Here is a 24611-nt window from a genome sequence, read left to right on the forward strand (position 1 = left end):
CCTAATATTGGCCAACTGAAAGCATTACTAGCGTGCATCCCTCTATTGGTATGATATTTTTATCTTTAAGGATGCTTTTAAATTCAGGATTCTCTGTACCGGGATTGAAGATGACGCGTTTAGGGTTTAAAGAAAGGATATAATCGTAATATTCGGGCTGATGGGTTGGATTAATGTATAACGTCACCGTATCTACATCCTTCCAATCTTGTTTGTCCAAATGAATTTCTTCACCTAATGCAGTTCCCTTTCTCCGGCCAAGGAGCAAAATCGGATGTCCGTAGGTTCTGAGTTTTTGTGCAGCCAGATAAGCGTATCTGGTGGGATTTGAGGTTGCTCCGAGGATAAGCGTGCGCTTCATACTTTTAGATTTAGTGAACAAATGGAATCATATTCCTTGCTCATTAACATCGAAAAGATGCAAAATCGTTTCCAAGACAACAGATCGTGTGAGTGAGTACTAAAATCAGCTTTAAAAACTATTATATATTGTATCAAAATGAATGAGTCAAATGTAGGTCGGAGTTTCTGGAACGAAAAGTGGGCAAAAATTATCTTCGACGAAATCGAGAACGCTCCTCATTACGAAGTATCAAATTACGGCAGATTAAAGAGCTTTCAGAATAATCCAAAAGAAGGCGCAGTGATAAAAGGCTCTGTAATACAAGGTTACAGATCATTAAATATAAGGGTAACAGGTGGAAAGACGATCAACAGATACGTGCACAAGCTCGTAGCGGAGCATTTTGTTGACAAACCAAGCGATGAGCACATCTTCGTGATCCACTCGGATTTTGAAAAACAAAACAACCATTTCGAGAACCTGAAATGGGTTACAAAAGCTGAAATGATCGACCACAACCGGGAAAACCCTGCATTTATCAACCGTGTTATTCCAAGAAGGACTAAAAATTATAAACTGACAGAAAGCAAGGTAAGGATCATTAAGAAGCTGTTGAAGAACGACAATAACCGCTTAAAAATGATTGCAAAGCAGTTTGGGATCACGCATACGCAGCTTAACAGGATTCGTTCAGGAGAAAACTGGAAACATGTAACCATTGAAGATTAAAGCAAATACTTAATTACACTTTTTCCTCGGTAGAAACCGTATAACCAGTGCCGTTCGCTCCTTCCTCGAAATCGACAGACAAACCGATTACGTACATAAGGTGTCGCCTGTCTACAAAGATCTTGATATCGTCCACCACATAAGTCTGGTCATGCTCGGTTGCGGTGTCAAAACCCAGCAGAAATGAACCGCTGCATGCGCCGCCTTTGAGTCCGACCCTTAATCCGTAAGTATCTGGAATTTTATTGGCGGCTAATGTTGTCCTTATTTCCGTTTTGGCCTTTTCTGTAAGCTGAACAGGGCTTTCCATTTGAAATCTGATGCAATGTTGTGTTAAGTATCTCCATGAACACGAAAGGCTGTTAATCCATTCGCTCTTTCAAATAATTCTCTGCTTAATGCAGTTATTCCTTTAATTTTGCGGTTTATTGATCAAAATCAGCATTCTAAAAACGATGGAATATTATTCACTGCTTGTTATTCTCGTGCTTGGCCTTGCCATAATCTTCGGCATTTATGCAACCATTACAACCGTAGCATCCAAGTTGTCGGATAAGCAAAGATGGGAAATCCGCGGCAAACATACCGACATTACACTTCCGTTAAGGTTGCAGGCTTACGAACGCATGTGCCTCTTTCTAGAACGGATCGCACCTAATAATTTGTTGATAAGACTGGTGCCCTCGGCAATGAGCGCCCTGGAATTGCAACAGATCCTGCTGCACGAGATCCGCGAAGAATACAATCATAATGTTGCGCAGCAAATGTACATCAGCAGCAATGCATGGGAACAGGTCACGAACGCTATGAATGAAATGGTTGCAGTTATTAACCAGGCTTCTACGGAAGTGGCTGCGGACTCTCCTCCTGCGGATCTTGCAAAAAAAATATTTTCGCACGTGATCGAGAGAGAAGTGCAGCCTTCGGCACATGCATTAAAGGTCTTGAAAGAAGAAATCAGGACTTTATTTTAAAAAGCAACCGGCTGTCGGGTCATGGCTGTCGGATTGCGTTATGTTTTACAATATTTCAGGCCGAAAGCGGATTACCGCAGGCTGATAGCCATAAAAAATGCTTTATCCCAATACATTAGAACAAAAATTAGGCTTCGACAAGCTGCGGGAGCGGCTCAAAGAAGCTTGCATAAGCCCGCTCGGACAAAGTTACGTTGAGAAAATCAAGTTTTCGGAAAATTTCGGGCTTGTCGAAAAACTGGTAAGCCAAACTGCTGAAATGCAGAAGATTATGCAGATCGGTGAAAATTTCCCTTCTCAAAATTACATTGACGCCACTTCCTTTCTGAAACGCGCGGCCATTGAGGGAATGCTGCTCACGCAGGCCGAATTTTCTGATATTAAAGTTTCGCTGCTCACTATCAGACTTTGCCTTCGCTTTTTCGCAAATGAAGAGCCGGAAGCTTACCCGATCCTGGGTGAGTATGCCAAAACAATCCGCGTCGACAAGGCCATTACGGACGCCATTGACCGCATTATTGATGATCGGGGGCAGATCCGCGATTCGGCTTCATCGGAATTATCGCGCATCAGAAAAAGGCTTATATCCGAACAGGCGGGCATTCGCAAGAAGCTGGATACGATCCTGAAATCGGCACGGAGCAATGGCTGGGTTGGCGACGATGTTTCACTCACCATACGCAATGGCCGGATGGTTATTCCGGTTGCTGCTGAGCACAAGCGTAAGCTGCGGGGATTCGTGCACGACGAGTCGGCCACCGGGCAAACCGTATTCATTGAACCAACGGATGTTTTCGAATCCAATAACGAGATCCGTGAACTGGAATACGAGGAACGCCGCGAGATTAACCGGATTCTACTCGAACTTACGGCACAGCTCCGTCCTTACGTCCCGGATCTGCAAAAGGCCTATGGCTTTTTGGGGCTGATGGATTTCCTGAGGGCCAAAGCAAAGCTCGCTGCTGAAATGAGTGCGATTAACCCGCCCTTTTTTAATAAGCAGTTCATAGACTGGCGCGATGCAAGGCACCCGTTATTACATCTTTCTTTCCAAAAACAAGGCAAGAAAGTGGTTCCGCTTAACATTGAATTGCAGGAAAAGCAACGCATACTCATTGTTTCCGGGCCAAATGCAGGTGGAAAATCGGTGTCGTTGAAAACAGTGGGTTTGATCCAATATATGTTCCAATGCGGCTTGCTGGTGCCGGTTGCAGAAGGTTCTACAATGGGTTTTTTCCAAAACATTTTCATTGATATCGGTGATGAGCAATCACTTGAAAATGACCTGAGTACATACAGTTCACATCTTACAAACATGCGCCATTTCCTGGCCATGGCCAACAGGCGCACGCTTTTCCTGATCGATGAATTCGGAACCGGAACGGAGCCGGGACTAGGCGGAGCAATAGCGGAAGCAATCCTGGAAAACCTGACCAAATCAGGTGCATATGGCGTCATCAATACGCATTATACCAACCTGAAAGTGCTCGCGGACAAAACCGAAGGCCTTGTGAATGGTGCCATGCGTTTTGACGGTGAGCACTTGGAGCCGCTTTATCAACTCGAAATAGGAAGGCCCGGCAGTTCTTTTGCATTTGAAATCGCTTCCAAAATAGGGCTGCCGAATGCTGTGGTTGACCGGGCGAAGGAAAAGCTGGGAACGCAGCAGGTGAATTTTGAAAAACTGTTGAAAGAGCTCGACATTGAAAGACGGGTTTTCGCCGAAAAGAACATTGAAGTCGGCATTAAGGAGCGCAAGCTGGCCAAACAACTTGCCGACTACACGGCACTGAAAGAAAAGCTGGATAACAATGAGAAAAAGATCGTTAACGAGGCAAAGCAAAAAGCTAAAACGCTCATTTCTGACGCTAACCAGCTGATTGAAAACACGATCCGGGAGATTAAAGAAAATAAGGCCGAAAAGGAAAAAACAAAGACAGTAAGGGTCGAGCTTGAAAAATTTGGCAAGAAAAACCTCGAACTGGAACAAGTGACCGAACCGGCACCGGCAGAGGACATTTTCGAACCCGAAAGCGGCGACATTATCCCTGGCAGTTATGTCCGGATTGTGGGCCAAACGGCTATTGGTGAGGTCATTGGATTAAGAGGAAAAGACGCCGAAGTGCGGATCGGTGACCTGAAATCTACCATTAAGCTGAATCGATTGGAAAAGGTTTCCAACAAAACTTACAAAGCCACAACAGGCGAAAAGAAGTTGAAAACCAGTGCTAAGGGCGTTGATTTGAATGAGCGTATGCTCAATTTCAGTTTCAATCTGGATATGCGCGGCAAACGCGGGGAAGAAGCATTGGGGCTTGTGGACCAATTCATGGACAACGCCATCATGCTCGGCTACGACGAACTGCGCATCGTACACGGTAAAGGCGACGGAATACTCAGGACGTTGGTCAGGAACCATTTGAGGGGTTACTCGCAAGTTTCCGGCATGCAGGACGAGCATCCGGACCGCGGCGGGGCGGGTGTTACCATTGTGAAGTTGAAATAGCGTTTATTGACAGCATAGCAACAAAAAGAGGGTGCCTTCCGGCACCCTCTCCTATTTTATAAGCCCAGCAAAATTAATGTGCTGCAGCCGCCGTAGTTGTGGTTGTTGAACGTCTGCCTTTCATCCAGAAGAACAAAATCCCGAATGCAACGATCAAAATCGCAGGGAAAATGATCATGGTGCTAAGCGTCGCCTGACCGGCTGCCAGTTCCATTTCATCACCTGTAAGACCTGCTGCAATTTTTTCAGCTTTCGCATCATCAAGCCATTTACCGATAACAGGCTGCCAGATCGCAGTTGAGAACATACCCACACCACCTACGATGGACATTCCCAACGCGCCGCTAAGCGGAACATTCTGTGCAATAAAACCAATCATTGTTGGCCAGAAAAGGCCCACGCCCATCGCGAAGATAACCGCTGCCGCATAAGCCGCTCCGCCTGTTACCGTGCTGAACAAATAGATTCCGATAGCCGCCAGGACAGACGAGCCCCAAAGGATCCCTGTTGCGCCAAGTACTTTCACGATTGGCGCAGCGAAGAAGCGGATCAAAGCCATTAAGCCTGTTACGAGCGCAAGAATAAGCATTGGACTTGCGCCGCTTTTGCTCATGATCAAACCAGTCCATTGCTGTGGCCCGAACTCAGAAATAGCCGTTAGCATCATGCAAAGGAATATAAATATGAACAAAGGCGAGGCCATTGCTTTCAGGTTTTCGCCGATAGAAGTTACACCTGCAACGTGAGGTCTAGGAAATGCCTGTCCCCAGAACAAGAATGCATAAATCACAGCCGGGATCATAATCACCCAGATTTGCGCCTGCCATCCCAGGTTCGCATCGGTCATAAATTTAGATATCAAGCTTCCTACAACGATTCCGCCCGGGAACCACATGTGGAAACGGTTGAGCATCTTATTCATTTTCAAACCTTCGTAAGTGTCCGCTATCATTGGGTTACAGGCCGCTTCCGTACACCCGTTTCCAATTCCAATAAAAAATGTCGAGATCAAAAGGCCGGTATAACCGCCTGCATATATGGTAAGAAGAATGCCGATTACGTGGCAGACAAATGCAATCTGCATGATGATTTTTGGGCCCACTGTGTGGTAAACAAGTCCGCCAATGATCATGGACAAGGGAAAACCGAGGAAAAACATAAGGTTAATAAACCCAAGCTGCTCCGCAGTCAGGCCAAATTCATCCCCCAGCTGTGGAAGAATACCCGCCCGGATACTGAAAGAAAAAGCGGTGGTAATAAGAGCAAAACAACTAGCATTAAAAAGCCTGTCGCTATTAATTGTTTGAGTCATGAGACTAAAAGGGTTTGTTATTTAAATGGATGATTAACCTTATGGAGACTGCTGTTTTTATGTAAGAATTTCACAGAAAAAACAAATAAACGCTTTTTCTACTGCATTTAGTTATGCCCGGGAAGTGTTTTTTAAGTGTTAAAATTATATTTGTAAGAAGTAAGAGTCATCTATACTACTCTTTAACATGTTATAAATCTTTTCAAAACTTTAAACCAACTGGAATGTCAAGAAAGATTAGGATGGGTATGGTGGGCGGATCGCTTGATGCCTTTATAGGCGGCGTCCATCGCCGTGCTGCTATTATGGATGGAGAAATAGAGCTGGTTTGTGGTGTGTTCAGTTCCGATCCTTCCAAATCGAAAGAGACGGGCAGAGCCTTATATTTGCCGGAGGATAGATTATACAACGATTTCGAGGAGATGATCCTCAAAGAAAAAGAGCTTCCCGAAGGAGAACGCATGGATTTTGTGGCCATTGTAACGCCCAACCACATGCACAAGGCCCCTACTAAACTAGCCCTTGAAAACGGTTTTCACGTCGTTTGCGATAAGCCAATTACATTAAATACGGAGGAAGCGGAGGAAATTACAGCATTGGTTGAAAAAACTGGCTTGATTTTCTGCCTTACCCACAATTATACAGGTTATCCTATGGTCAAAGAGGCGAAACATATGATCGCTTCGGGTGCTATCGGCAAGATCCGGAAAGTGATTGTGGAATATCCGCAAGGCTGGCTGGCAACATTGGTGGAAGTGACTGGTAACAAGCAGGCTGCATGGAGAACTGACCCAAAACGCTCAGGCGCTGCAGGCGGCTTAGGCGACATTGGAACACATGCCGAAAACCTGGCCGAATACATTACCGGGCTGAAAATCACTCAGGTTTGTGCCGATCTGACGATTTTCGTGGAAGGCCGCTTACTGGACGACGATGCGCATGTACTGCTGCGTTTCGACAATGGTGCAAAAGGAATTCTGCAAAACAGCCAGATTGCCAACGGCGAAGAAAATGACTTGAACATTCGTGTTTACGGCGAAACAGGAGGCTTGCAATGGAAGCAGCTGGATCCGAACACATTGATCCACAAAACCAACCAGGGCGCACGGATCATCCGCACCGGTGTAGGTAACTTATCCAAAGCCGCTCAGGTGCACACCCGCATTCCCGCAGGTCACCCGGAAGGCTATTTTGAGGCATTTGCGAACCTATACCGCAATTTTGCCATCCATTTGAGAGCATACTGGGAAGGCGGCAAAGCTGATCCCGTTTATGATTTCCCGTCGGCACAGGATGGCCTTAGGGGTATGAAGTTCATTGATGCCGTCATAGCATCAAATGCTTCGGATACCAAATGGACAAATTTCTGATCTAATCTTTTTTCACCTTTTCATTCAATACCCGTTTTATGAACAAAATTAAAGTTGGCGTTGTCGGAACCGGCTTCATTGGGCCCGCACACATCGAAGCTTTGAGACGTCTTCCCAATGTAGAAGTTGCTGCACTTTGCGAAGTAACCGCTGAGCTTGCAAAAGAAAAAGCAGATGGACTCGGAATCGCCCGTTCCTACACATTTGATGAATTACTGAAACAAGATGACATTCAGGCCATTCACATTTGTACACCAAACTTTCTTCACTATTCCCAGTCAAAAGCCGCATTGCTTGCCGGGAAACATGTTATTTGTGAAAAACCACTTGCTAAGGACCTGCATGAAGCAGAGGAACTGGTAAAACTGGCTGCTGAAACTGGCTTGGTTAATGCAGTTCACTTTAATTTGCGTTATTACCCTCTGGCGCGCCAGATGAAATCCATGCGTGAAAAAGGGGAATTGGGGGAAATTTATTCTTTCATCGGTTCTTACCTGCAAGACTGGCTGTTTTACCAAACCGATTACAACTGGCGCCTTGAACCGGACAAATCCGGCGATTCCCGCGCGATTGCCGACATTGGCTCGCACTTAATGGATATTCTCGAATACATTACGGGATTGAAAACCGTTGCCGTTATGGCCGATTTCAACACCGTTCATAAAACGCGTAAAAAACCGCTTAAAGCCGTTGAAACTTATTCAGGCAAAATGTTACAGCCGGAAGATTACGCAGACGTCCCCATTACAACCGAAGATCATGCGAACGTTTTGCTTCGTTTTGATAATGGTAACAAAGGGGTTATCACCGTTTCACAAGTTTCCGCCGGCCGTAAAAACCGCATGAGCCTGGAAATTTCCGGTTCGAAGAAAACATTCAGCTGGTGCTCAGAATCTCCCAACGAAATGTGGATCGGAAACCGTGACAAAGCCAATGAAATCCTGATGCGGGACCCGTCTCTGGTGAATGAAGACGTTCGCTCCACCATCACTTTCCCGGGCGGACACAACGAAGGCTTCCCGGACACTTCAAAACAAATGTTCAAAGAAGTGTACGCCGCCATCGCAGAAGGCAAACAACCAGAAAAACCAACATTCCCAACCTTCGCAGACGGCTACCGCGAACTGCTGATCTGCGAAAAAATCCTGGAAAGCAACAAAGCACAGGCTTGGGTAACTATTTAATTTTGAATCAATAACATTATGAAAACAATAAAAGGACCTGGAATCTTTCTTGCCCAGTTTTTGGGCGATGAGGCTCCGTTTAATTCATTGGATTCTATCGCTGATTACATGGCGGGGTTGGGCTATAAAGGCTTGCAGCTTCCTACCTGGGATCCGCGTGTGATTGATGTGAAGCAGGCTGCTGAATCGCAGACCTATGCGGATGAGCTGAAAGGAAAGCTGGCTGATAAAGGCTTGGAAATCACTGAACTGGCGTCTCACATTATCGGACAATTGGTTGCTTCGCACCCGGTGTATGATGAAATGTATGACGGTTTTGCGGTTCCGGAAGTTCGGAATAACCCAAAAGCACGTGCAGAATGGGCAACGCAGCATTTGAAATATGTTGCCAAAGCGAGCGCAAACCTGGGTTTGAAAGCCAGTGCAACATTCTCAGGCGCATTGGCGTGGCCATTCCTTTACCCATGGCCGCAACGCCCTGCCGGTTTGGTTGAGACTGCATTTAAAGAACTGGCAGCGCGCTGGAAACCGATCCTGGATGTTTATGACGAGAACGGCGTGGATGTATGCTATGAGCTGCACCCGGGCGAGGACTTGTTCGATGGCTCAACATTCGAAATGTTTGTTGACTATCTGGACGGCCATACGCGCGCCAACATTAACTATGATCCAAGCCATTTTGTCTTGCAGCAATTGGATTATCTGCAATTCATCGACCTTTACCACGACCGCATCAAAGCGTTCCACGTAAAAGACGCGGAATTCAATCCAACCGGTAAGCAAGGCGTTTACAGCGGTTTTGCTGGCTGGGCCGATCGTGCGGGACGTTTCCGCTCATTAGGCGATGGTCAGGTTGATTTTAACAGCATTTTCTCGAAATTATCTCAGTATGATTATGATAGCTGGGCGGTTTTGGAATGGGAATGCTGCATTAAGTCACCCGTTCAGGGAGCTGCGGAAGGCGCACCGTTTATTGAGAGCCATATTATTGAAGTTACAACCAAAGCATTTGACGATTTTGCCGGAACCGGTGCCGATGAGGCATTCAACCGCAAGGTGTTAGGACTTTAATTGTCGACTTCACAAGTATATTGAAAACCTATTTTCCTTATGGAAGATAGGTTTTTTTGCTATATCAGTTAACCCCATTATGACTCTAAGAATGAGTAATTTTTTAAATCAAATTTTACCAAAACAGCTGCGGAAGATTGGCATTGTGGCTATGGCCTGTTTTTGTGTAAATGCAACCGCGCAAACGGTGACCCCTGAAAAGCGGGTGCTTGTTTTCTCAAAAACGGCAGGCTTCCGACATGCATCGATCCCGGCCGGACGGACGGCGCTTATTAAGCTGGGCAAAGAGAAGGGCTTTGCAGTGGATACAACAGAGAATTCCTCTGTTTTCAATGAAAAAAACTTGCAAAAATACAGCGCTGTCGTTTTCCTGAATACAACAGGCGACATCCTGAACGACAAGCAGCAGGATGCATTTGAACGTTACATTCAGGCTGGCGGTGGTTATCTGGGCATTCACGCGTCTACGGACACAGAATATGAATGGCCGTGGTATAACAAGCTGGCAGGCGCGCAATTCCTGAGCCATCCGGGCAATCCGAATGTGCAGGAAGGTGAGGCTTATGTGGTGAATGACAAGCACGAATCCATGACCGATTTTCCTAAAAAATGGAAGATTAAGGATGAGTTTTATGATTTCAAAAACTTCAATCCGAAAGTGAATGTGCTGGTTAAGATCGATGAAAAGTCTTACAAAGACGGCAAAATGGGCGATGACCATCCCATGTCATGGTACCACGAATACGACGGTGGAAAGGCATTTTATACCAATTTCGGCCATGAGGACGCAACATTCGTTAACCCCGTTTTTGTAAAACATTTAACCGGCGGCTTGAATTACGTCATGGCTTCCAAGCTGGATTATTCAAAATCCCGTCCCGAAGAAAACCGCTTCACCAAGAAAGTGCTGGCAACAAAACTGGACGAGCCAACCGAGCTTGTTGTGCTTGACGATCAACGCGTTTTGTTAAGTGAGCGTAAAGGGAAGCTTAAACTTTATAATCCGAAAACAGGTAAGATCAAGGTTGTCGCTGATGTTCCGGTTTATATCAAACAAGAATATGGCTTAATGGGATTAAACATTGATCCTAATTTCAAGACCAACAAGCTGGTTTACCTTTACTATTCGCCGCCTTCAACTGAAAAAGACACTGCTCAGCATTTGTCGCGCTTCAAATACGATGATGTAAAAGACACATTGCTGCTTTCAACCGAGGAAGTTTTGCTGACTGTGCCTGTGAAAAGAAATGATTGCTGCCATACGGGAGGTTCTATCGCCTGGGATGCAAAGGGCAATCTGTATTTGTCTACGGGTGATGACGTAAACCCCTTCCAATCAAATGGTTATGGACCAATCGACGGACGGCCGGGACGTGAAGGCTGGGATGGTCGCCATACCTCGTCAAACACGAATTCCTTGCGTGGTAAGGTGCTCAGGATCAAGCCAAGATATGGCGATCGTCGTGCGAACATGCCGGGCGGGACCAACTTGTACGACATTCCGGAAGGAAACCTGTTTCCTCCCGGAGACCCGAAAGCCAGACCAGAGATTTATGTTATGGGAACGAGAAACCCGTATCGTATTTCAGTGGATCAGCATACCGGTTATTTGTATTGGGGTGACGTAGGCCCGGATGCATCCAATGATGATCCAAAACGCGGCCCGCGCGGTTATGACGAGGTTAACCAGGCAAGAAAAGCAGGCTACTTCGGTTATCCGCTGTTTATTGCTGACAATAAGCCATACGTCGAATTCAATTTTGCGGACAGCACGTCGGGAAAACCGTTCGATCCGGCTAAGCCTATCAACAATTCACCGCATAACACTGGTTTACAGGAACTTCCGCCTGCGCAGCCTGCATACATTTACTACCCATATGCCGATTCACCTGACTTTGGCGCTATTGTAGGCAAAGGCGGCCGTAATGCAATGGCTGGCCCTGTTTACTATGCTGCTGATTTTCAGGATAGCAAGAGCAAATTCCCTGGTTATTATAGTGGCAAATTCTTCTCTTACGACTGGATCCGTGATTACATTAATGTTGTAACCATGAATGAGCAGGGTGATTTGCAGAACATTGAGCGCTTCCTGCCTAATACGAAATTCAGTCACCCGATTGATATGCAGTTTGCTAATGACGGCTCATTGTATACATTGGAATACGGCCCGAACTGGTTTGCACAAAATGATGAGGCGAGCTTGTCGCACATTACTTACAATGCAGGAAACCGCGTTCCGGTTGCATTAGCAACTGCTACAAATACAGTGGGAGCGGTTCCTTTAAAAGTTAATTTCTCGTCAAAAGGCTCTATCGATCATGACGGCGATGCGGTGAAATATGAATGGACGTTTGGTAAAGGATTTCCAAAAAGCACGGTTGCCAATCCAAGCTTCACTTATGCAAAACCAGGTGAGTACATCGCGATTTTGAAAGTGACGGACAGCGCCGGCAATTCGAACACTTCTGAAGTAACTGTGAAAGCTGGCAATGCGATTCCAAAAGTGGATGTGGCCATCAAGGGAAACAAGACTTTCTATTGGAATGATAAACCTGTAAACTACGAAGTTTCCGTTGCGGATAAGGAAGACGGAAGCCTGGCCGACAAGAAGATTCCGGAAGATGAGGTAACATTGACCATCAATTATCTGGAAGGCTTTGATAAAACGCAATTGGCACAGGGCCACGTTGCGAATACAGGTTTTGAAACGGGCAAACGGCTGATCGAGCTGAGCGATTGCAAGGCTTGCCATTCGATTGATAAGAAATCGATCGGACCGGCTTACATAGAAGTAGCAAAACGCTATGAAAAAGAACGCAACTCGGTTAAAACACTGGCTGACAAGGTGATCAGAGGCGGTGGCGGTGTTTGGGGAGAGCAGGCTATGGCAGCGCATCCGCAGCATAAGCCGGAAGAAGCGGAAGAAATGGTGAAATACATTCTTTCCCTGGCGAAGGAAAAAGTGGTGGATAAAAAGCCGCTCAAAAGCAGTTATGTGACCGAAGCCAAGAAAAAAGACGGTTCGTACATTTTCACGGCCAGCTATACCGACAAGGGGAGCGCAGCCATGGGACCATTAACCGGCTCAAAAACGATTGCATTGCGTCCTGCAACATTGCTGGCGAACGCGGCAGACAGCACCAGCAACATTTTCAAATTCAAAAATGAAAAGAGCGGTGAAATGGTCATTGGAACAAAAAACGGCAGTTTCATCACATTTGATGACATTGATCTGAGTGGAATTTCAAATCTGTCGGTGGCCGTTACTTCGGTTGCGGAACGGACAGCAGGCGGAATACTTGAAATTCACCTCGATGGTGTTGCCGGACCAAAAGTTGGCGAAGGAAAGGTTGATAAGGCCGAAACCATCAACATTGCTATTAAAGCGCCGGCAGACAACAAGATGCACAAGCTATTTTTCGTGTTCAGAAACTCCTCAGCAGGCCCGAAACCGCTTTTCGGAATCGAATGGATAAAGTTCGATAGCGCAGCGATGTAAGGTTTTGATGTTGATTTAAATAAAAAATGCTGGCTTCGAGATGGAGCCAGCATTTTTTTATTTTGTACAGGAAAAAATCACTTCGCAAATCCCTCAATCCCTAACCCAAAAAGCGCGAAATCATACTTCACGGGATCTTCCGGGCTTAGTTGCTTTAATGATGCGGTGAGCTCTTTGGCGGTTTGCCAGTCGGTGAGCGGGCGTTTGATGAGGCCTAGCAGTCGTGCGACGCGGTCCACGTGGACGTCGCAGGGGCAGACTAGCTGGGATGGTTTAATGGTGTTCCAGATGCCAAAGTCTACGCCTTTGTCGTCTTTCCTGACCATCCAGCGCAGGAACATGTTCAGGCGCTTGCAGGAGGATTTTCTTAGTGGTGTGGCAATGTGTTTGGCCGTTCTGGTTGGGAAGTCCTCCGAGTCGCGGAATAAATTATGAAAACCTATTAATGCGTTTTCAATAGTTTCTTCGCCTTCCTGCATATGGCTGCTGAATGCAAATTCAAGCGATTCATGCTGGCGGTAATACTGTTGGAAAAAATGCAGGAAATAAAGCGTATCCGTCGAGTTGAATGTGCGGTGTTTAAAATGCAGGAATGGTTTTAGGTCGCTTTCTGTGTGATTCAGAACGAAGTCGTAAGGTGCGCCATCCATCAGCGCAGACAATTCGTGACATTTATTAATAATCGTTTTTCGTTGTCCCCAGGCAAGCACAGCCGCCCAAAAGCCCATAATCTCAATGTCCTGTTTTACAGAAAATGAATGCGGAATGCTGATCGGGTCCATAGGAATGAATGCGGGCTGATTATATTGCTCAGCCTTTTCTTCCAGTAAATCCGTGACGAATGATGAAAATGTAGGGATGATAACCTCAGTGCCGTGCATGGCTTCCTCCGAACAGGTAAGCCAAAACTTTTGAAATACCCGAAAAAAACATAATGATGCCCGAAAACAAGAAGGTAAAGATGGCAATAAACGGATAGAGAATCGTGAACATCACGCTCCATAATTTATAGCCGGTTGTGTTTTTCAGTGCTGCTCGCTCCTCTTCTCTTTTTGAACGAAATTGAGGTAAATGCTTCATAATGTTGATGTGGGATGCTTATTCAAGATAACTCACAACTGCCCGGAATCGTTTGCTGTTAGGCGAAACTTTTTCAAAAGCCCTTGAAGATAACTTGATTACAATATCATCGTTAATGCTCGTATCGGGAATACGGCCAATGATGCGTACAATGATTTTTTCCTGATTATATTCATTCAAAACCTCCACCAAAGCGCCCACAGGAGCGGTGCGGTGCAAGCCCAGAAATTTGCTGGTGCTTTCATCCGTCTCGATCACTTCCGCAAGACCGGATTCTGATTTCTTCTTGCCCTTTACGACTTTTGGAGGCGCAACTTCTTCAACCGGCTTTACTACTTTCTCAGGAACAATGGCTTTTGCCTTTACAGAATCCTTTACCACAGTGGTTGTAGTAGTAACCTTTGGCGCAGGCGCAGCAACCGTCGGAGCCGGCTTTTCTGGTGCTTTCTCGCTGACAATCAGCTCCTGTCCGTCTTTCAGATTGTCGTCGGCCAGGTTGTTCCACTTTCTCAGATCGGCCATTAATACGCCGTATTTTACTGCAACACGGTAAAGCGTTTCACCTGGTTCAACTTTGTGTATGCCGTTGGCTGGCGCAGCGACGGTTGCGCTGGCAGTTGGTGCAGATGTTGTTGTGGGTGCCGGTGCAGCGGGTGTTACAGCGGCGGGTGCTGTGGGAGCAGGTGTGGCAGCAGCCGGTGTGGTTACAGTCGGTTTTACCTCCTTCGCCTCAGCTTTTGCTTCTTTTTTATCCTCTTTCTTGTCTTCCTTTTTCGAATCCTTCTTGCTGGTTTTCGGCGTGTAAGGCACCCTTATCGTTTGTCCCGACTGGATCTGATCAGCCATACCGGGATTAGCCTCGCGAAGCGCCTGAATGGAAGTGCCATACTGACGGACCACCGCAAACATGGTCTGCCCCTGGTTTACCCTATGCAGAACGAAAATCTTACCTCCCACTCTTTCGACCCCAACGGAGTCAACCTTATAACTCCCGTTTGACCGGGCCTCACTCATACCTGTCAACAAACCTAACAAAATGGTCAGGCAAAAAATGTATTTCATTTATTATGAAAGTGTTAGACTCGAAAACTCGTTGTTATTTTTAAGATAAACCAATGTAGATGCTTTTAACATCATCGTTGAGCGGCCCATTCCTTCGCGTTCTTCAGATAGTTGTTCATGTAAAACCAACTGCCTTTGATCCGTCACAATGAGGAGGTATTGAACTGATTTATCCCGATCGTAAATATAATAAGAAAACATTATATAGGGTCTTTTCTCCAAATAATCAATCGTTACGGCTTCATGCCCGTTGGTTATTTCACGGATAAATGAGGCCAGCTTTTGGAAATAAACGCTGTCCTTCCTGTAACGAACCGGTTCCTGTAAAATTACTTTTTCCATTTGCGGCCCATAATTTTCTTTCAGCGACGCGGTTGCAGCTGTCTCCACATTACATTCTTTATGAATAAACTGCTCTCCCGACTTGGTTGCGACTTCTATATGCCTGGAATCCAGCTGCCTTACCATTAAATGTCCGGGTAAGGCCCACCGAAAATGCCCGTCGGTGGCTGAGAATGCCAGCAAGTCGGTGGGTTCGGGAATATCCGGATAGCGATAATTGTGCAGGAAAATGCTGTTCTGGGAAAATGCGGTCAGGGAACTCCACCAATCAGCTTCGTCGGGCGAATGATGCCACAGCTGTGTCATTTGTGCCGTATCAATGACACAAAATGATACTTTTTTCAATGTCGTGTCGCGCAACTCTACCACCCAGAGATCGCTGTCGGGATCGGCGTTGGGTAAAATCCGCCAGATATTTTGTAAAAACCGTTGAGAAAAGACCTTTTGCAATTTTTTAGCTTTATTTTGAAACAAAATTCAACAAAAATATAGACCAACCGACCTCGTGCGAATATTAGGAATAATCCCTGCCCGCTACGCTTCCACCCGTTTTCCAGCCAAAGCACTGGTTGATATAGGCGGAAAAAGCATGATCCAGCGGGTTTATGAACAATCGTCCAAAGCTACACAACTCGATCAGGTAATTGTTGCCACGGATGACGAAAGAATCTTTAACCATGTTGTGGATTTCGGCGGCAAGGCCATTATGACGGACAGCGCTCACCAGAGCGGGACAGACCGGTGTTTCGAAGCACTTTCCAAAACGGATGGCATATACGAATATGTGATCAACATCCAGGGCGACGAGCCATTTATCAGCCCCGAACCCATTGATAATCTGGCAGAAGCATTGAATGGTGAAGTGGAACTCGCAACGCTTGTCAAAGTGATTGACAGCGATGAAATCCTTTTCAATCACAATGTACCCAAAGCCGTTCTGAACAAACGCAACGAAGTCCTGTATTTCAGCAGGCAAACAATCCCTTATTTACGCAACCCGGAATCGGGCCAATGGCTTGGCGCTCATACATTTTACAAACATATAGGCATCTACGCTTACCGGGCGGACGTCCTTGCGGAAATCACTAAATTACCCGTTTCCTCGCTCGAAAAAGCAGAAGCACTGGAGCAACTTCGGTGGCTGGAAAATGGTTATGCAATCAAAGCGGTGATCACTTCTGACGACTCTCATGGCGTAGATACGCCTGAGGACCTGATTCGCGTAAGCAGAAAGTTTTTGCTTTAAATACCGGCATCTGGAACGCTATTTGTAACTTTTTAGGCAGCGCGCTTTCAGATTTTATTCTCTTAAAAAACGTTAAAATGGGTATTTTTATACGACCCGTTCAAACTGGGGCGTTACCCTTGTAGTGATTTTATTAACAACAATTGAAAAAACGTATCTATGCAATATAACATTCTTTGGGCAGATGACGAAATAGATCTTCTCAAACCACATATCATGTTTTTGACCAATAAAGGTTATAGTGTTACGCCTGTTAACAGCGGCGCCGATGCACTGGACCGCATTGAAAATGACCGGTTTGACATTGTTTTTCTGGACGAAATGATGCCGGGTATGACCGGCCTCGAAACATTGGCACAAATAAAACAGCAACAGCCGAATTTGCCTGTTGTGATGATTACAAAGAGTGAGGAAGAGCATATTATGGAAGATGCCATCGGTTCCAAAATCGATGACTACTTGATCAAACCACTGAATCCCAACCAAATATTACTTTCTGTAAAGAAGATCCTGGACAATAAAAGACTCGTTACTGAAAAAACGACATTAAGTTACCAGCAGGAATTCCGGAACCTGGCAATGCAATATCAGGACCGGATTGGACATGAAGAATGGGCGGATATTTATAAAAAGCTGATTTACTGGGAGTTGGAACTGGAAAGCTCCGAAGACCAAGGTATGGCGGAGGTTTTCAGCATGCAAAAAAGCGAGGCGAATGCTAATTTCTGCAAATTCATTGAAGACGAATACGAGGAATGGCTGAACGATCCGCGTTCGGATAAGCCTATTTTGTCACATCAATTGATGAAACAAAAGGTTTTCCCGCATCTTAAGGGATCGGATGAACCATTGTTTTTCCTGCTGATTGATAATTTCCGTTATGACCAATGGAAAATGATCCAGCCGATTTTGCAGGAATATTTCAACATTGAGGAAGAGTCTTCCTACTACTCGATCCTGCCTACAACGACCGGATATGCCCGTAATGCGATTTTCTCAGGCCTTATGCCGAGCGAAATGGAGCGTAAGCATCCGCAATGGTGGGTAAGTGACGAAAATACGCCCGAAGGTGAAGAGGGATTGAACAATCACGAGCATGACTTCCTGCAAAAGCAGCTGGAAATGAACCACCTTAATAACGTAAAAAGCTCCTATCACAAAATCCTGAACGCCAACCAGGGTAAAGCATTGATTGACAACTTCAACAACATGCTGAATAACCAGCTGAATGTGGTGGTTTACAACTTTGTGGATATGCTATCGCATGCACGGACGGACGTTCAGATGATAAAAGAACTGGCGCCGGATGAGGCTGCTTACAGGTCTATTACCAAATCCTGGTTCCAGCATTCACCACTTTTGGACTTCATTAAAAAGGTGGCGGAGAAAAAATGCAGATTGATCCTGACTACGGACCACGGCATGATCCGCGTTCAGAAACCGGTAAAAATCATTGGTTATCGTGAAACGAATACGAACCTCCGTTACAAACACGGAAAGAATTTGGGCTTTGATGATAAAAACCTGATGGTGTGCCGCAAGCCTGAAAGAATTTTCCTTCCAAAACCACACGTTTCTACATCTTATGTGTTTACCAAGGAAGATTATTTCTTTGCGTACCCGAACAACTATAATCAATACGTGAATTTGTACCGGGATACATTCCAGCACGGAGGCGTGTCGCTGGAAGAAATGATTATTCCGATCATTGATTTAACTGCAAAGTGATTTAAGGTTCATATAAAAAAAGGAAAAGCATCCCGTCGCTCGACAGGATGCTTTTCCTTTTCCAGGCTTATTTCAATCAGCCTTCTATAACACTTCCGTTCTCGCATTTCAAAACACGCGCCGGGAATTTCCTCAGGAATTCGTGGTTATGGGTTGCCATCAGAATAGCGACGCCAGCGTTGTTGATCGTCTTAAAAACCTGCATAATCTGCTCCGCTACTTCCGGATCCAGATTACCCGTGGGCTCATCGGCGATCAGTATCCGCGGCTCGTTCAGCATGGCGCGGGCAATTACGACCCGCTGCTGCTCACCGCCCGAAAGCTGGTGAGGCATTCTTTTCTGTGCAGTTCCAAGTCCTACCTGCATTAAAACCTCAGCAATGCGCTTTGAGATTTTGCCCTTATCGTCCCAGCCAGTTGCTTTTAAAACAAATGACAGGTTATCCTCAACAGAGCGATCGGAAAGCAACTGAAAGTCCTGAAAAACAATGCCTATTTTACGGCGGAGAAACGGAATATCAGATCTTTTAATGTTGTGCAGCTCGTAACCAACTACTTTGGCAGATCCTGTGTGCAGCCACAAGTCCGCGTACAACGTCTTCAAAAGAGAACTTTTTCCGCTTCCGGTCCGTCCGATCATGTAGACGAACTCACCGTTTTTTATTTCAAAATGTACATCGTTTAAAACAGGCCGCTCACCCTGATAAATATCTGCCCGATCCAGTATGATAATTGGCTCTGTTGACTCCGTCATAAAAAATTAGGTATTTGGATTTCCCTTTTTGTAATCAGCAAGGAATTTTTCCAGTCCGATATCCGTAAGCGGGTGTTTCAGCAATGCTTCCATCGCGCTCAAAGGACCAGTCATTACATCTGCACCAACTTCTGCGCATTGGATAATGTGCATTGGGTGACGAACAGATGCTGCCAGAACTTGTGTATCAAAACCGTAGTTTCTGTAAATCAAAAGGATTTGCTCGATCAACGCGATACCGTCTGTTGAAATATCGTCCAGACGACCGATGAATGGAGAAACATATGTAGCACCTGCTTTTGCAGCCAAAAGAGCCTGTCCTGCTGAGAAAATCAATGTACAGTTGGTACGAACACCTTTTCCAGAGAAATATTTCAAAGCTTTAACGCCTTCTTTCGTCATAGGGATCTTCACAACGATCTTGTCGTCGATCTCGATCAATTCTTCACCTTCACGGATCATTCCAGCCAAATCGATTGAAATAACCTCTGCACTTACATCTCCTTCTACGATGTCGCAGATTGCTTTGTAGTGGCGCATGATGTTATCCCTGCCCGTAATTCCTTCCTTAGCCATTAACGATGGGTTGGTAGTAACGCCGTCCAAAACACCAAGTGCCTGTGCTTCCTGAATCTCTGCCAGGTTAGCAGTATCAATAAAAAATTTCATAACGGGAATTTATTGGTTAGAATATTCCACAAAAGTAGAAAACCCTGGTCAAAAGCAAAAAGAAAGAGGAGAATAGAACCGAAAGGACATAAAAAAAGGCAAACCGAGAATCTCACCGCATCGACCACCTACCCTTGCTTCCGTCAGGACCTGGGGGATTCGGAAGGAGCTGGTAGTTCCGATTTGCCAGGTGCAAAGATAAAGACATTTTATTGACAAAAAGAAAACATTCATTTAACGTTTGGGCTTACTTTTGTGCGAATCAATTAGAAATGAACAGTTATGCCGCGTTATTTTTTTTTATTTTTCCTCTATTTATGTGTTTCATGTGCCCAATCTTCTGATGCTTTTTTGCAAAAAGGGAAAGAATTAATGCAACAGGGCAAGACCCGTGAAGCCATTGAGTTCATCAACAAAGCCATTGAAAAAGACGATGCGAACGCTGATGCATTCAATTTACGGGGCGTTGCTTATTACGAACTGAAAGAATACCCAAGCGCACTCCTCGACTTTGGCCAGGCAATCAAAATAAAACCAACCTCCTACCGACCCTATTTTAACCGTGCGCTGCTTTACACAGATGAGAACAAGCTGGATTCCGCATTTGCAGATTACAACAAATCAGCCGAACTCGCGCCGGACACCGCCGACGTCTTCCTTAACCGCGGTCAGTTATTGGTGTTAATGGAAAGACCCACCGAAGCTATCGCTGACTTTGAGAAAGCCACCAAACTGGATGACAACAACAAAATGGCCTGGTATAACCTCGGAAATACCTACTATCGCAACAAAGACTACAAGAAAGCCACGCTGGCCTTTCGCCAGACCGTACGTTTGGACGCAGCTTATGGCAAAGCATTTTATGGGCTCGGCCTTGCGCAATGGAATGATGGTGAAAAGGATTTGGGTTGTACGAATCTGAAACAAGCCCTTAATGTTGGTTACTCGGATGCTGCCAATGCGCTGGCGCAATTTTGTAAATAAAACCAATCTAACCCCACTTCGATATGAGACTTTTTAAGATTGCTTCCGGAATACTTTTCATCGCTTTTGCTTATTTACAGCTTAACGACCCCGATTCGGGCTTATGGATTGCTATTTACAGTTTTGCAGCGCTTGCCTGTTTTATGAGCATTCGTGAACTGGGGCCTAGCTGGGTGTTTTATGCGCTTGGTGCGGGATATCTGGCTGCGGCTGTGCTGCAATGGCCGCCGGAATTTGAAGGGGTATTCTTTGGAGAAACTGCCATGCGAAGCCTCAACATTGAATTGGCAAGAGAGTCGCTCGGCTTGGGAATCTGCACGATTGTGATGATTGTGATAGGCAAATGGGGCTGATCTAATCTTTCAGCCATTCTATTTCTTTCAGCCCGACTTCCAGCATGCCGCTTTCGGAAAGCAATTTCAAAACCAGCTTGCCCTGCAAAGTAACATGGCTTACCGTGCCTTCAAGAACGCGGTCCTGATATTTAAACCGAACAGCGTGATTGTATCCGAACAGGTTTGTCAAATAATCTTTACGGATACGATCATTTAATGTTCTGGATTTCAAATCAGCGTAGGAATGATCGAGGCAGCGAAGCAGCTTGTGAAACTCTTCGCTGAGCACAAACTGCCGGCCTGTTTCCCTGCCAATAGATGTTGCGTAAGAATTCGCAAAGGCTGCCTGGTTAATGTTAGCGCCTATGCCTATGATCGAGCTGGCAATTCTGCTTCCCTGAATGGAATTTTCGATCAGGACGCCGCTTACTTTTTTGCCATTCACATGCACATCATTTGGCCATTTCACTTTGGCGTTATTTACGTATAATGCAGCATAAGCACGGATTCCCAAAGCAACTGTCTGGCTTAATAAAAACTGGTCTCCTACCGGCAGGAAACCGGGGGTTAAAATGACCGAGAATGTGAGATTCTGACCCGGATCGGCCACCCATTCGGTCCCTCGCTGCCCCCTCCCTTTTACCTGATTGTCGGTTATGACAATAGTCCCTTCGTCGAACAACCCTGCGTGCACTATTTCAGCCGCTATGTCGTTTGTAGAGTGACAAGTTGGCAGATATATAACTTTTTTACCAATTATTAAGGTATCCTGTATAGAGTTGTACAATTTTTTTGTTTTACTTTAGGGTTTAGAAAAGGAATTAACTACGAATGAAAGAACGCAAAAATAAAGAACTATCCTCAAAAGATCTCTCTGAGCTGGTAGCAAAAGGAATGATAGAAAAGAAGGGCCTGGACATCGCAATACTTGACCTCAGAAATGTAAAAAACTCAATCACTGATTTTTTTGTAATTTGTTCGGGTAACTCCGACACGCAGATAGATGCTTTGGCCAATTCGGTTGAAGACGAAGTTTATAAAATGTCCAAAACAGAACCCTGGCAGAAGGAAGGAAAGGCGAATGGAGAGTGGATCTTGATTGATTATGTCGACGTTGTCGCACACATATTCAACAAAGATCGCCGCAAGCATTATGATCTGGAAGAACTTTGGGGAGATGCAGAGGTGACATACCTGGAAGATTCCATGGTATAAATGACCGGCAGGTGAACATTCGCCTGGACCGGAATGTTGTTTATTATATTTCCTCTTAATTAAAAACACAGAATGTCCGAAAACGATAACAAAAGAGGGCCTCTCAGTCCTAAAAGTCCCCAAAAAGGATATCAGGGCTGGATTATCGCTGCTCTGATTGCCACTATACTTGGAATAACATATCTAAACCGGACCTCAACCATTCGCGAGACGACGCAAAAGCGTTTCGAGAAAATGATGGCTGACAAAGAAGTCGAACGGGTAACGATTGTTAATGACAAGTCTGTTGAGGTAACGCTGAAACCAGAGGCCCTGAAACAAGATAAATACAAGGTTGTTGCAAAGGAGAATAACTACTTCGGTGGTGAGACAGTTTCTCATTACCAATTCCAGGTAACGTCCGCTGAAACATTTAAGAAAGATTTCGACAAGATGCAGGAAGGCATTCCTGACGATGACAAGGTGCCTTTTGTTGTAGATACGCGCAACGACTGGACCAGCTTCCTCGGAACCTGGGGCTTTTTCATTGTCATGATCCTGGTGATGTACTTCATTCTGGGCAGAATGTCCGGCGGCGTTGGGCCGGGTGGTCAGATCTTTAACATTGGTCGTTCACGTGCTACATTGTTCGATGCTGAAAACAAAGTTAAAATTACTTTTAACGACGTTGCAGGCCTTGACGAAGCGAAAGAAGAGATCAAAGAGATCGTTGAATATCTGCAAAGCCCGGACAAATTCAAGAAGCTGGGTGCTAAAATTCCAAAAGGTGCATTGCTTGTAGGACCTCCGGGAACGGGTAAAACATTGTTGGCCAAGGCAGTTGCCGGTGAAGCTGGCGTTCCATTCTTCTCCCTGTCCGGTTCAGACTTTGTTGAAATGTTCGTGGGTGTGGGTGCGGCGCGTGTTCGTGACCTTTTCAAGCAAGCAAAAGAAAAAGCGCCTTGTATCATCTTTATTGATGAGATCGACGCAGTTGGCCGTTCACGTGGACGTGGTGCAATGCCAGGTTCCAATGATGAACGCGAAAATACATTGAACTCGCTGCTGGTTGAAATGGATGGTTTTGCTACCGATTCCGGTATCATTATCGTAGCAGCAACCAACCGTCCTGACGTTTTGGACCCAGCTTTGCTTCGTCCAGGCCGTTTTGACCGTCAGATCTCAGTTGATAAGCCGGATGTTATCGGTCGTGAAGCGATTTTCAAAGTGCATTTGAAACCTTTGAAATTGTCGACTGACGTTAACATTCAAAAACTATCATCTCAGACGCCCGGTTTTGCGGGAGCTGAAATTGCGAACGTTTGTAACGAAGCAGCATTAATTGCAGCCCGTCGTAACCGTGAGGAAGTAACTATGCAGGATTTCCAGGATGCAATGGACCGGGTTATCGGTGGTTTGGAAAAGAAAAACAAACTGATCTCCCCTGAGGAAAAGGAAATCGTTGCTTACCATGAAGCAGGTCACGCAGTTGCAGGCTGGTTCCTGGAACATGCTGATCCATTGGTTAAAGTATCGATCGTTCCCCGTGGTGTTGCTGCATTAGGTTACGCCCAGTATCTGCCGAGAGAACAGTATTTGTATCGTACAGAACAGCTGTTTGACGAAATGTGCATGACATTAGGCGGTCGCGCTGCGGAAGATGTGGTTTTCGGCAAGATCTCTACCGGTGCATTAAGTGACCTTGAACGCGTTACGAAAGTGGCGTATAGCATGGTAACTATGTACGGAATGAACGAGCGTATCGGAAACATTTCTTACTACGATTCCAAACAAAGCGACTACGCATTCACGAAGCCATATTCCGAATCAACGTCACAAGCTATTGATGAAGAAGTTAGAAAGCTGATCGATCAGGCATACCAGTTTGTTAAAAATCTTTTATTCGAGAAGCGGGACAAATTGGAAGTGTTGGCGAAAGAGCTTTTGGAAAAAGAAATTTTATTCCAGAGTGATCTTGAAAAACTGATTGGAAAACGTCCTTACGAGAAGGAAACGAGCTATCAGGCCTACATTAACCGTCGTTCCAATGAAGAAGCAGCGATCCATGAGGAAGTTGTAAAACATACATTGGAAAAAGACAACAAAGAAGAAGAATTGGCAGAAGCAGGTAAAGACGTTTCAAACGAATAAGGCGCTTTGACTTCATAATGATATATATAGCCGGGCAATCACATTGTCCGGCTATTATTTTTGTAACAAACATCCATC

The 24611-nt window shown here is 45.4% G+C and carries 23 protein-coding genes; 13 read left to right on the forward strand and 10 right to left on the reverse strand.

The features are described from left to right. Position 1 precedes the first annotated feature (1 nt). Positions 2-361 (reverse strand): CoA-binding protein, encoded by a 360-nt coding sequence (locus tag NFI80_RS11955; protein ID WP_235158340.1) that lies wholly within the window; start codon positions 359-361, stop codon positions 2-4. Positions 362-499: 138 nt separating this feature from the next. On the opposite strand from NFI80_RS11955, the gene NFI80_RS11960 reads away from it, so the two are divergent. Then, positions 500-1072 carry an NUMOD4 domain-containing protein gene (locus tag NFI80_RS11960; RefSeq protein WP_026630910.1) on the forward strand — a complete coding sequence of 191 codons (573 nt, stop codon included), beginning with the start codon at positions 500-502 and terminating at the stop codon, positions 1070-1072. A gap of 13 nt (positions 1073-1085) precedes the next feature. Here the strand turns inward: NFI80_RS11960 and NFI80_RS11965 are convergent, their stop codons facing one another. After that, complete coding sequence (locus NFI80_RS11965) at positions 1086-1382, reverse strand: HesB/IscA family protein (protein WP_233795757.1); 297 nt, start codon at positions 1380-1382, stop codon at positions 1086-1088. A 145-nt stretch (positions 1383-1527) separates the two neighbouring features. On the opposite strand from NFI80_RS11965, the gene NFI80_RS11970 reads away from it, so the two are divergent. Continuing rightward, positions 1528-2046: a DUF7935 family protein gene (locus NFI80_RS11970; RefSeq protein WP_252172118.1), complete on the forward strand. Its 519-nt coding sequence runs from the start codon at positions 1528-1530 to the stop codon at positions 2044-2046. 97 nt (positions 2047-2143) lie between these two features. Beyond that, a complete protein-coding gene (locus NFI80_RS11975) occupies positions 2144-4552 on the forward strand; it encodes an endonuclease MutS2 (protein WP_235162929.1) in 2409 nt (802 codons plus the stop codon). A gap of 73 nt (positions 4553-4625) precedes the next feature. On the opposite strand, the gene NFI80_RS11980 is transcribed toward NFI80_RS11975, so the two are convergent. Beyond that, positions 4626-5864 (reverse strand): MFS transporter, encoded by a 1239-nt coding sequence (locus tag NFI80_RS11980; protein ID WP_235158337.1) that lies wholly within the window; start codon positions 5862-5864, stop codon positions 4626-4628. Positions 5865-6106: 242 nt separating this feature from the next. Between NFI80_RS11980 and NFI80_RS11985 the strand changes: the two genes are divergently transcribed. The 4 genes from NFI80_RS11985 (at position 6107) to NFI80_RS12000 (ending at position 12988) form a co-directional block, all read left to right on the forward strand. Next, entirely contained in the window at positions 6107-7234 is a 1128-nt protein-coding gene (locus NFI80_RS11985; protein ID WP_233796334.1) for a Gfo/Idh/MocA family protein, read from the forward strand. 38 nt (positions 7235-7272) lie between these two features. Then, positions 7273-8418, forward strand: coding sequence for a Gfo/Idh/MocA family protein (locus NFI80_RS11990; protein ID WP_026630904.1), 1146 nt, complete (start codon positions 7273-7275; stop codon positions 8416-8418). Between the two features lie 18 nt (positions 8419-8436). Continuing rightward, the gene (locus NFI80_RS11995) at positions 8437-9489 is read left to right on the forward strand and encodes a sugar phosphate isomerase/epimerase family protein (RefSeq protein ID WP_026630903.1); all 1053 of its coding nucleotides are present in this window, start codon (positions 8437-8439) and stop codon (positions 9487-9489) included. Positions 9490-9580: 91 nt separating this feature from the next. After that, complete coding sequence (locus NFI80_RS12000) at positions 9581-12988, forward strand: ThuA domain-containing protein (RefSeq protein WP_235162928.1); 3408 nt, start codon at positions 9581-9583, stop codon at positions 12986-12988. A 77-nt stretch (positions 12989-13065) separates the two neighbouring features. Here NFI80_RS12000 and NFI80_RS12005 read toward each other — a convergent pair whose 3' ends face one another. Genes NFI80_RS12005 through NFI80_RS12020 form a run of 4 tightly spaced genes read right to left on the reverse strand, consistent with a single transcriptional unit; the run spans position 13066 to position 15922 of the window. Continuing rightward, the gene (locus tag NFI80_RS12005; protein WP_235158335.1) at positions 13066-13869 is read right to left on the reverse strand and encodes a TIGR02757 family protein; all 804 of its coding nucleotides are present in this window, start codon (positions 13867-13869) and stop codon (positions 13066-13068) included. Then, complete coding sequence (locus NFI80_RS12010) at positions 13856-14068, reverse strand: hypothetical protein (RefSeq protein WP_035361453.1); 213 nt, start codon at positions 14066-14068, stop codon at positions 13856-13858. Before NFI80_RS12010 ends, NFI80_RS12005 begins: the two co-directional genes overlap by 14 nt. An 18-nt stretch (positions 14069-14086) precedes the next feature. Next, on the reverse strand, positions 14087-15130 hold the full coding sequence (locus NFI80_RS12015; protein ID WP_235162927.1) for a LysM peptidoglycan-binding domain-containing protein: 1044 nt from the start codon (positions 15128-15130) through the stop codon (positions 14087-14089). A gap of 3 nt (positions 15131-15133) precedes the next feature. Beyond that, on the reverse strand, positions 15134-15922 hold the full coding sequence (locus NFI80_RS12020; protein WP_235162926.1) for a DUF4905 domain-containing protein: 789 nt from the start codon (positions 15920-15922) through the stop codon (positions 15134-15136). A 55-nt stretch (positions 15923-15977) separates the two neighbouring features. Here NFI80_RS12020 and kdsB point away from each other — a divergent pair, with 55 nt between their 5' ends. After that, the gene (gene kdsB, locus NFI80_RS12025; protein WP_233795748.1) at positions 15978-16718 is read left to right on the forward strand and encodes a 3-deoxy-manno-octulosonate cytidylyltransferase; all 741 of its coding nucleotides are present in this window, start codon (positions 15978-15980) and stop codon (positions 16716-16718) included. 159 nt (positions 16719-16877) lie between these two features. Then, positions 16878-18446 carry a T9SS response regulator signal transducer PorX gene (porX, locus tag NFI80_RS12030; RefSeq protein WP_026630896.1) on the forward strand — a complete coding sequence of 523 codons (1569 nt, stop codon included), beginning with the start codon at positions 16878-16880 and terminating at the stop codon, positions 18444-18446. Between the two features lie 76 nt (positions 18447-18522). On the opposite strand, the gene NFI80_RS12035 is transcribed toward porX, so the two are convergent. Beyond that, complete coding sequence (locus NFI80_RS12035; protein WP_409013383.1) at positions 18523-19179, reverse strand: cell division ATP-binding protein FtsE; 657 nt, start codon at positions 19177-19179, stop codon at positions 18523-18525. Between the two features lie 27 nt (positions 19180-19206). Continuing rightward, positions 19207-19869 (reverse strand): fructose-6-phosphate aldolase, encoded by a 663-nt coding sequence (fsa, locus tag NFI80_RS12040; protein WP_233795746.1) that lies wholly within the window; start codon positions 19867-19869, stop codon positions 19207-19209. Positions 19870-20151: 282 nt separating this feature from the next. Here fsa and NFI80_RS12045 point away from each other — a divergent pair, with 282 nt between their 5' ends. Together NFI80_RS12045 and NFI80_RS12050 are read left to right on the forward strand one after the other, a co-directional pair. Beyond that, on the forward strand, positions 20152-20853 hold the full coding sequence (locus NFI80_RS12045; RefSeq protein ID WP_255703301.1) for a tetratricopeptide repeat protein: 702 nt from the start codon (positions 20152-20154) through the stop codon (positions 20851-20853). 23 nt (positions 20854-20876) lie between these two features. Further along, complete coding sequence (locus NFI80_RS12050) at positions 20877-21206, forward strand: transmembrane 220 family protein (protein WP_235162924.1); 330 nt, start codon at positions 20877-20879, stop codon at positions 21204-21206. A gap of 1 nt (position 21207) precedes the next feature. Here the strand turns inward: NFI80_RS12050 and NFI80_RS12055 are convergent, their stop codons facing one another. Beyond that, the gene (locus NFI80_RS12055; protein ID WP_235162923.1) at positions 21208-21975 is read right to left on the reverse strand and encodes a biotin--[acetyl-CoA-carboxylase] ligase; all 768 of its coding nucleotides are present in this window, start codon (positions 21973-21975) and stop codon (positions 21208-21210) included. Positions 21976-22019: 44 nt separating this feature from the next. On the opposite strand from NFI80_RS12055, the gene rsfS reads away from it, so the two are divergent. Then, the gene (gene rsfS / locus NFI80_RS12060) at positions 22020-22403 is read left to right on the forward strand and encodes a ribosome silencing factor (RefSeq protein ID WP_026630890.1); all 384 of its coding nucleotides are present in this window, start codon (positions 22020-22022) and stop codon (positions 22401-22403) included. A gap of 72 nt (positions 22404-22475) precedes the next feature. Beyond that, the gene (gene ftsH, locus NFI80_RS12065; RefSeq protein WP_233795742.1) at positions 22476-24533 is read left to right on the forward strand and encodes an ATP-dependent zinc metalloprotease FtsH; all 2058 of its coding nucleotides are present in this window, start codon (positions 22476-22478) and stop codon (positions 24531-24533) included. Positions 24534-24611 lie beyond the last annotated feature (78 nt).

Source organism: Dyadobacter chenhuakuii (assembly GCF_023821985.2).
Taxonomy (GTDB): Bacteria; Bacteroidota; Bacteroidia; order Cytophagales; family Spirosomataceae; genus Dyadobacter; species Dyadobacter chenhuakuii.

Coding starts and splice junctions, on each gene's coding strand:
- NFI80_RS11955 (WP_235158340.1), bottom strand. CDS start 361: ATGAAGCGCACGCTTATCCTCGGAGCAACCTCAAATCCCACCAGATAC.
- NFI80_RS11960 (WP_026630910.1), top strand. CDS start 500: ATGAATGAGTCAAATGTAGGTCGGAGTTTCTGGAACGAAAAGTGGGCA.
- NFI80_RS11965 (WP_233795757.1), bottom strand. CDS start 1,382: ATGGAAAGCCCTGTTCAGCTTACAGAAAAGGCCAAAACGGAAATAAGG.
- NFI80_RS11970 (WP_252172118.1), top strand. CDS start 1,528: ATGGAATATTATTCACTGCTTGTTATTCTCGTGCTTGGCCTTGCCATA.
- NFI80_RS11975 (WP_235162929.1), top strand. CDS start 2,144: ATGCTTTATCCCAATACATTAGAACAAAAATTAGGCTTCGACAAGCTG.
- NFI80_RS11980 (WP_235158337.1), bottom strand. CDS start 5,864: ATGACTCAAACAATTAATAGCGACAGGCTTTTTAATGCTAGTTGTTTT.
- NFI80_RS11985 (WP_233796334.1), top strand. CDS start 6,107: ATGGGTATGGTGGGCGGATCGCTTGATGCCTTTATAGGCGGCGTCCAT.
- NFI80_RS11990 (WP_026630904.1), top strand. CDS start 7,273: ATGAACAAAATTAAAGTTGGCGTTGTCGGAACCGGCTTCATTGGGCCC.
- NFI80_RS11995 (WP_026630903.1), top strand. CDS start 8,437: ATGAAAACAATAAAAGGACCTGGAATCTTTCTTGCCCAGTTTTTGGGC.
- NFI80_RS12000 (WP_235162928.1), top strand. CDS start 9,581: ATGAGTAATTTTTTAAATCAAATTTTACCAAAACAGCTGCGGAAGATT.
- NFI80_RS12005 (WP_235158335.1), bottom strand. CDS start 13,869: ATGCACGGCACTGAGGTTATCATCCCTACATTTTCATCATTCGTCACG.
- NFI80_RS12010 (WP_035361453.1), bottom strand. CDS start 14,068: ATGAAGCATTTACCTCAATTTCGTTCAAAAAGAGAAGAGGAGCGAGCA.
- NFI80_RS12015 (WP_235162927.1), bottom strand. CDS start 15,130: ATGAAATACATTTTTTGCCTGACCATTTTGTTAGGTTTGTTGACAGGT.
- porX (WP_026630896.1), top strand. CDS start 16,878: ATGCAATATAACATTCTTTGGGCAGATGACGAAATAGATCTTCTCAAA.
- fsa (WP_233795746.1), bottom strand. CDS start 19,869: ATGAAATTTTTTATTGATACTGCTAACCTGGCAGAGATTCAGGAAGCA.
- NFI80_RS12045 (WP_255703301.1), top strand. CDS start 20,152: ATGCCGCGTTATTTTTTTTTATTTTTCCTCTATTTATGTGTTTCATGT.
- NFI80_RS12050 (WP_235162924.1), top strand. CDS start 20,877: ATGAGACTTTTTAAGATTGCTTCCGGAATACTTTTCATCGCTTTTGCT.
- rsfS (WP_026630890.1), top strand. CDS start 22,020: ATGAAAGAACGCAAAAATAAAGAACTATCCTCAAAAGATCTCTCTGAG.
- ftsH (WP_233795742.1), top strand. CDS start 22,476: ATGTCCGAAAACGATAACAAAAGAGGGCCTCTCAGTCCTAAAAGTCCC.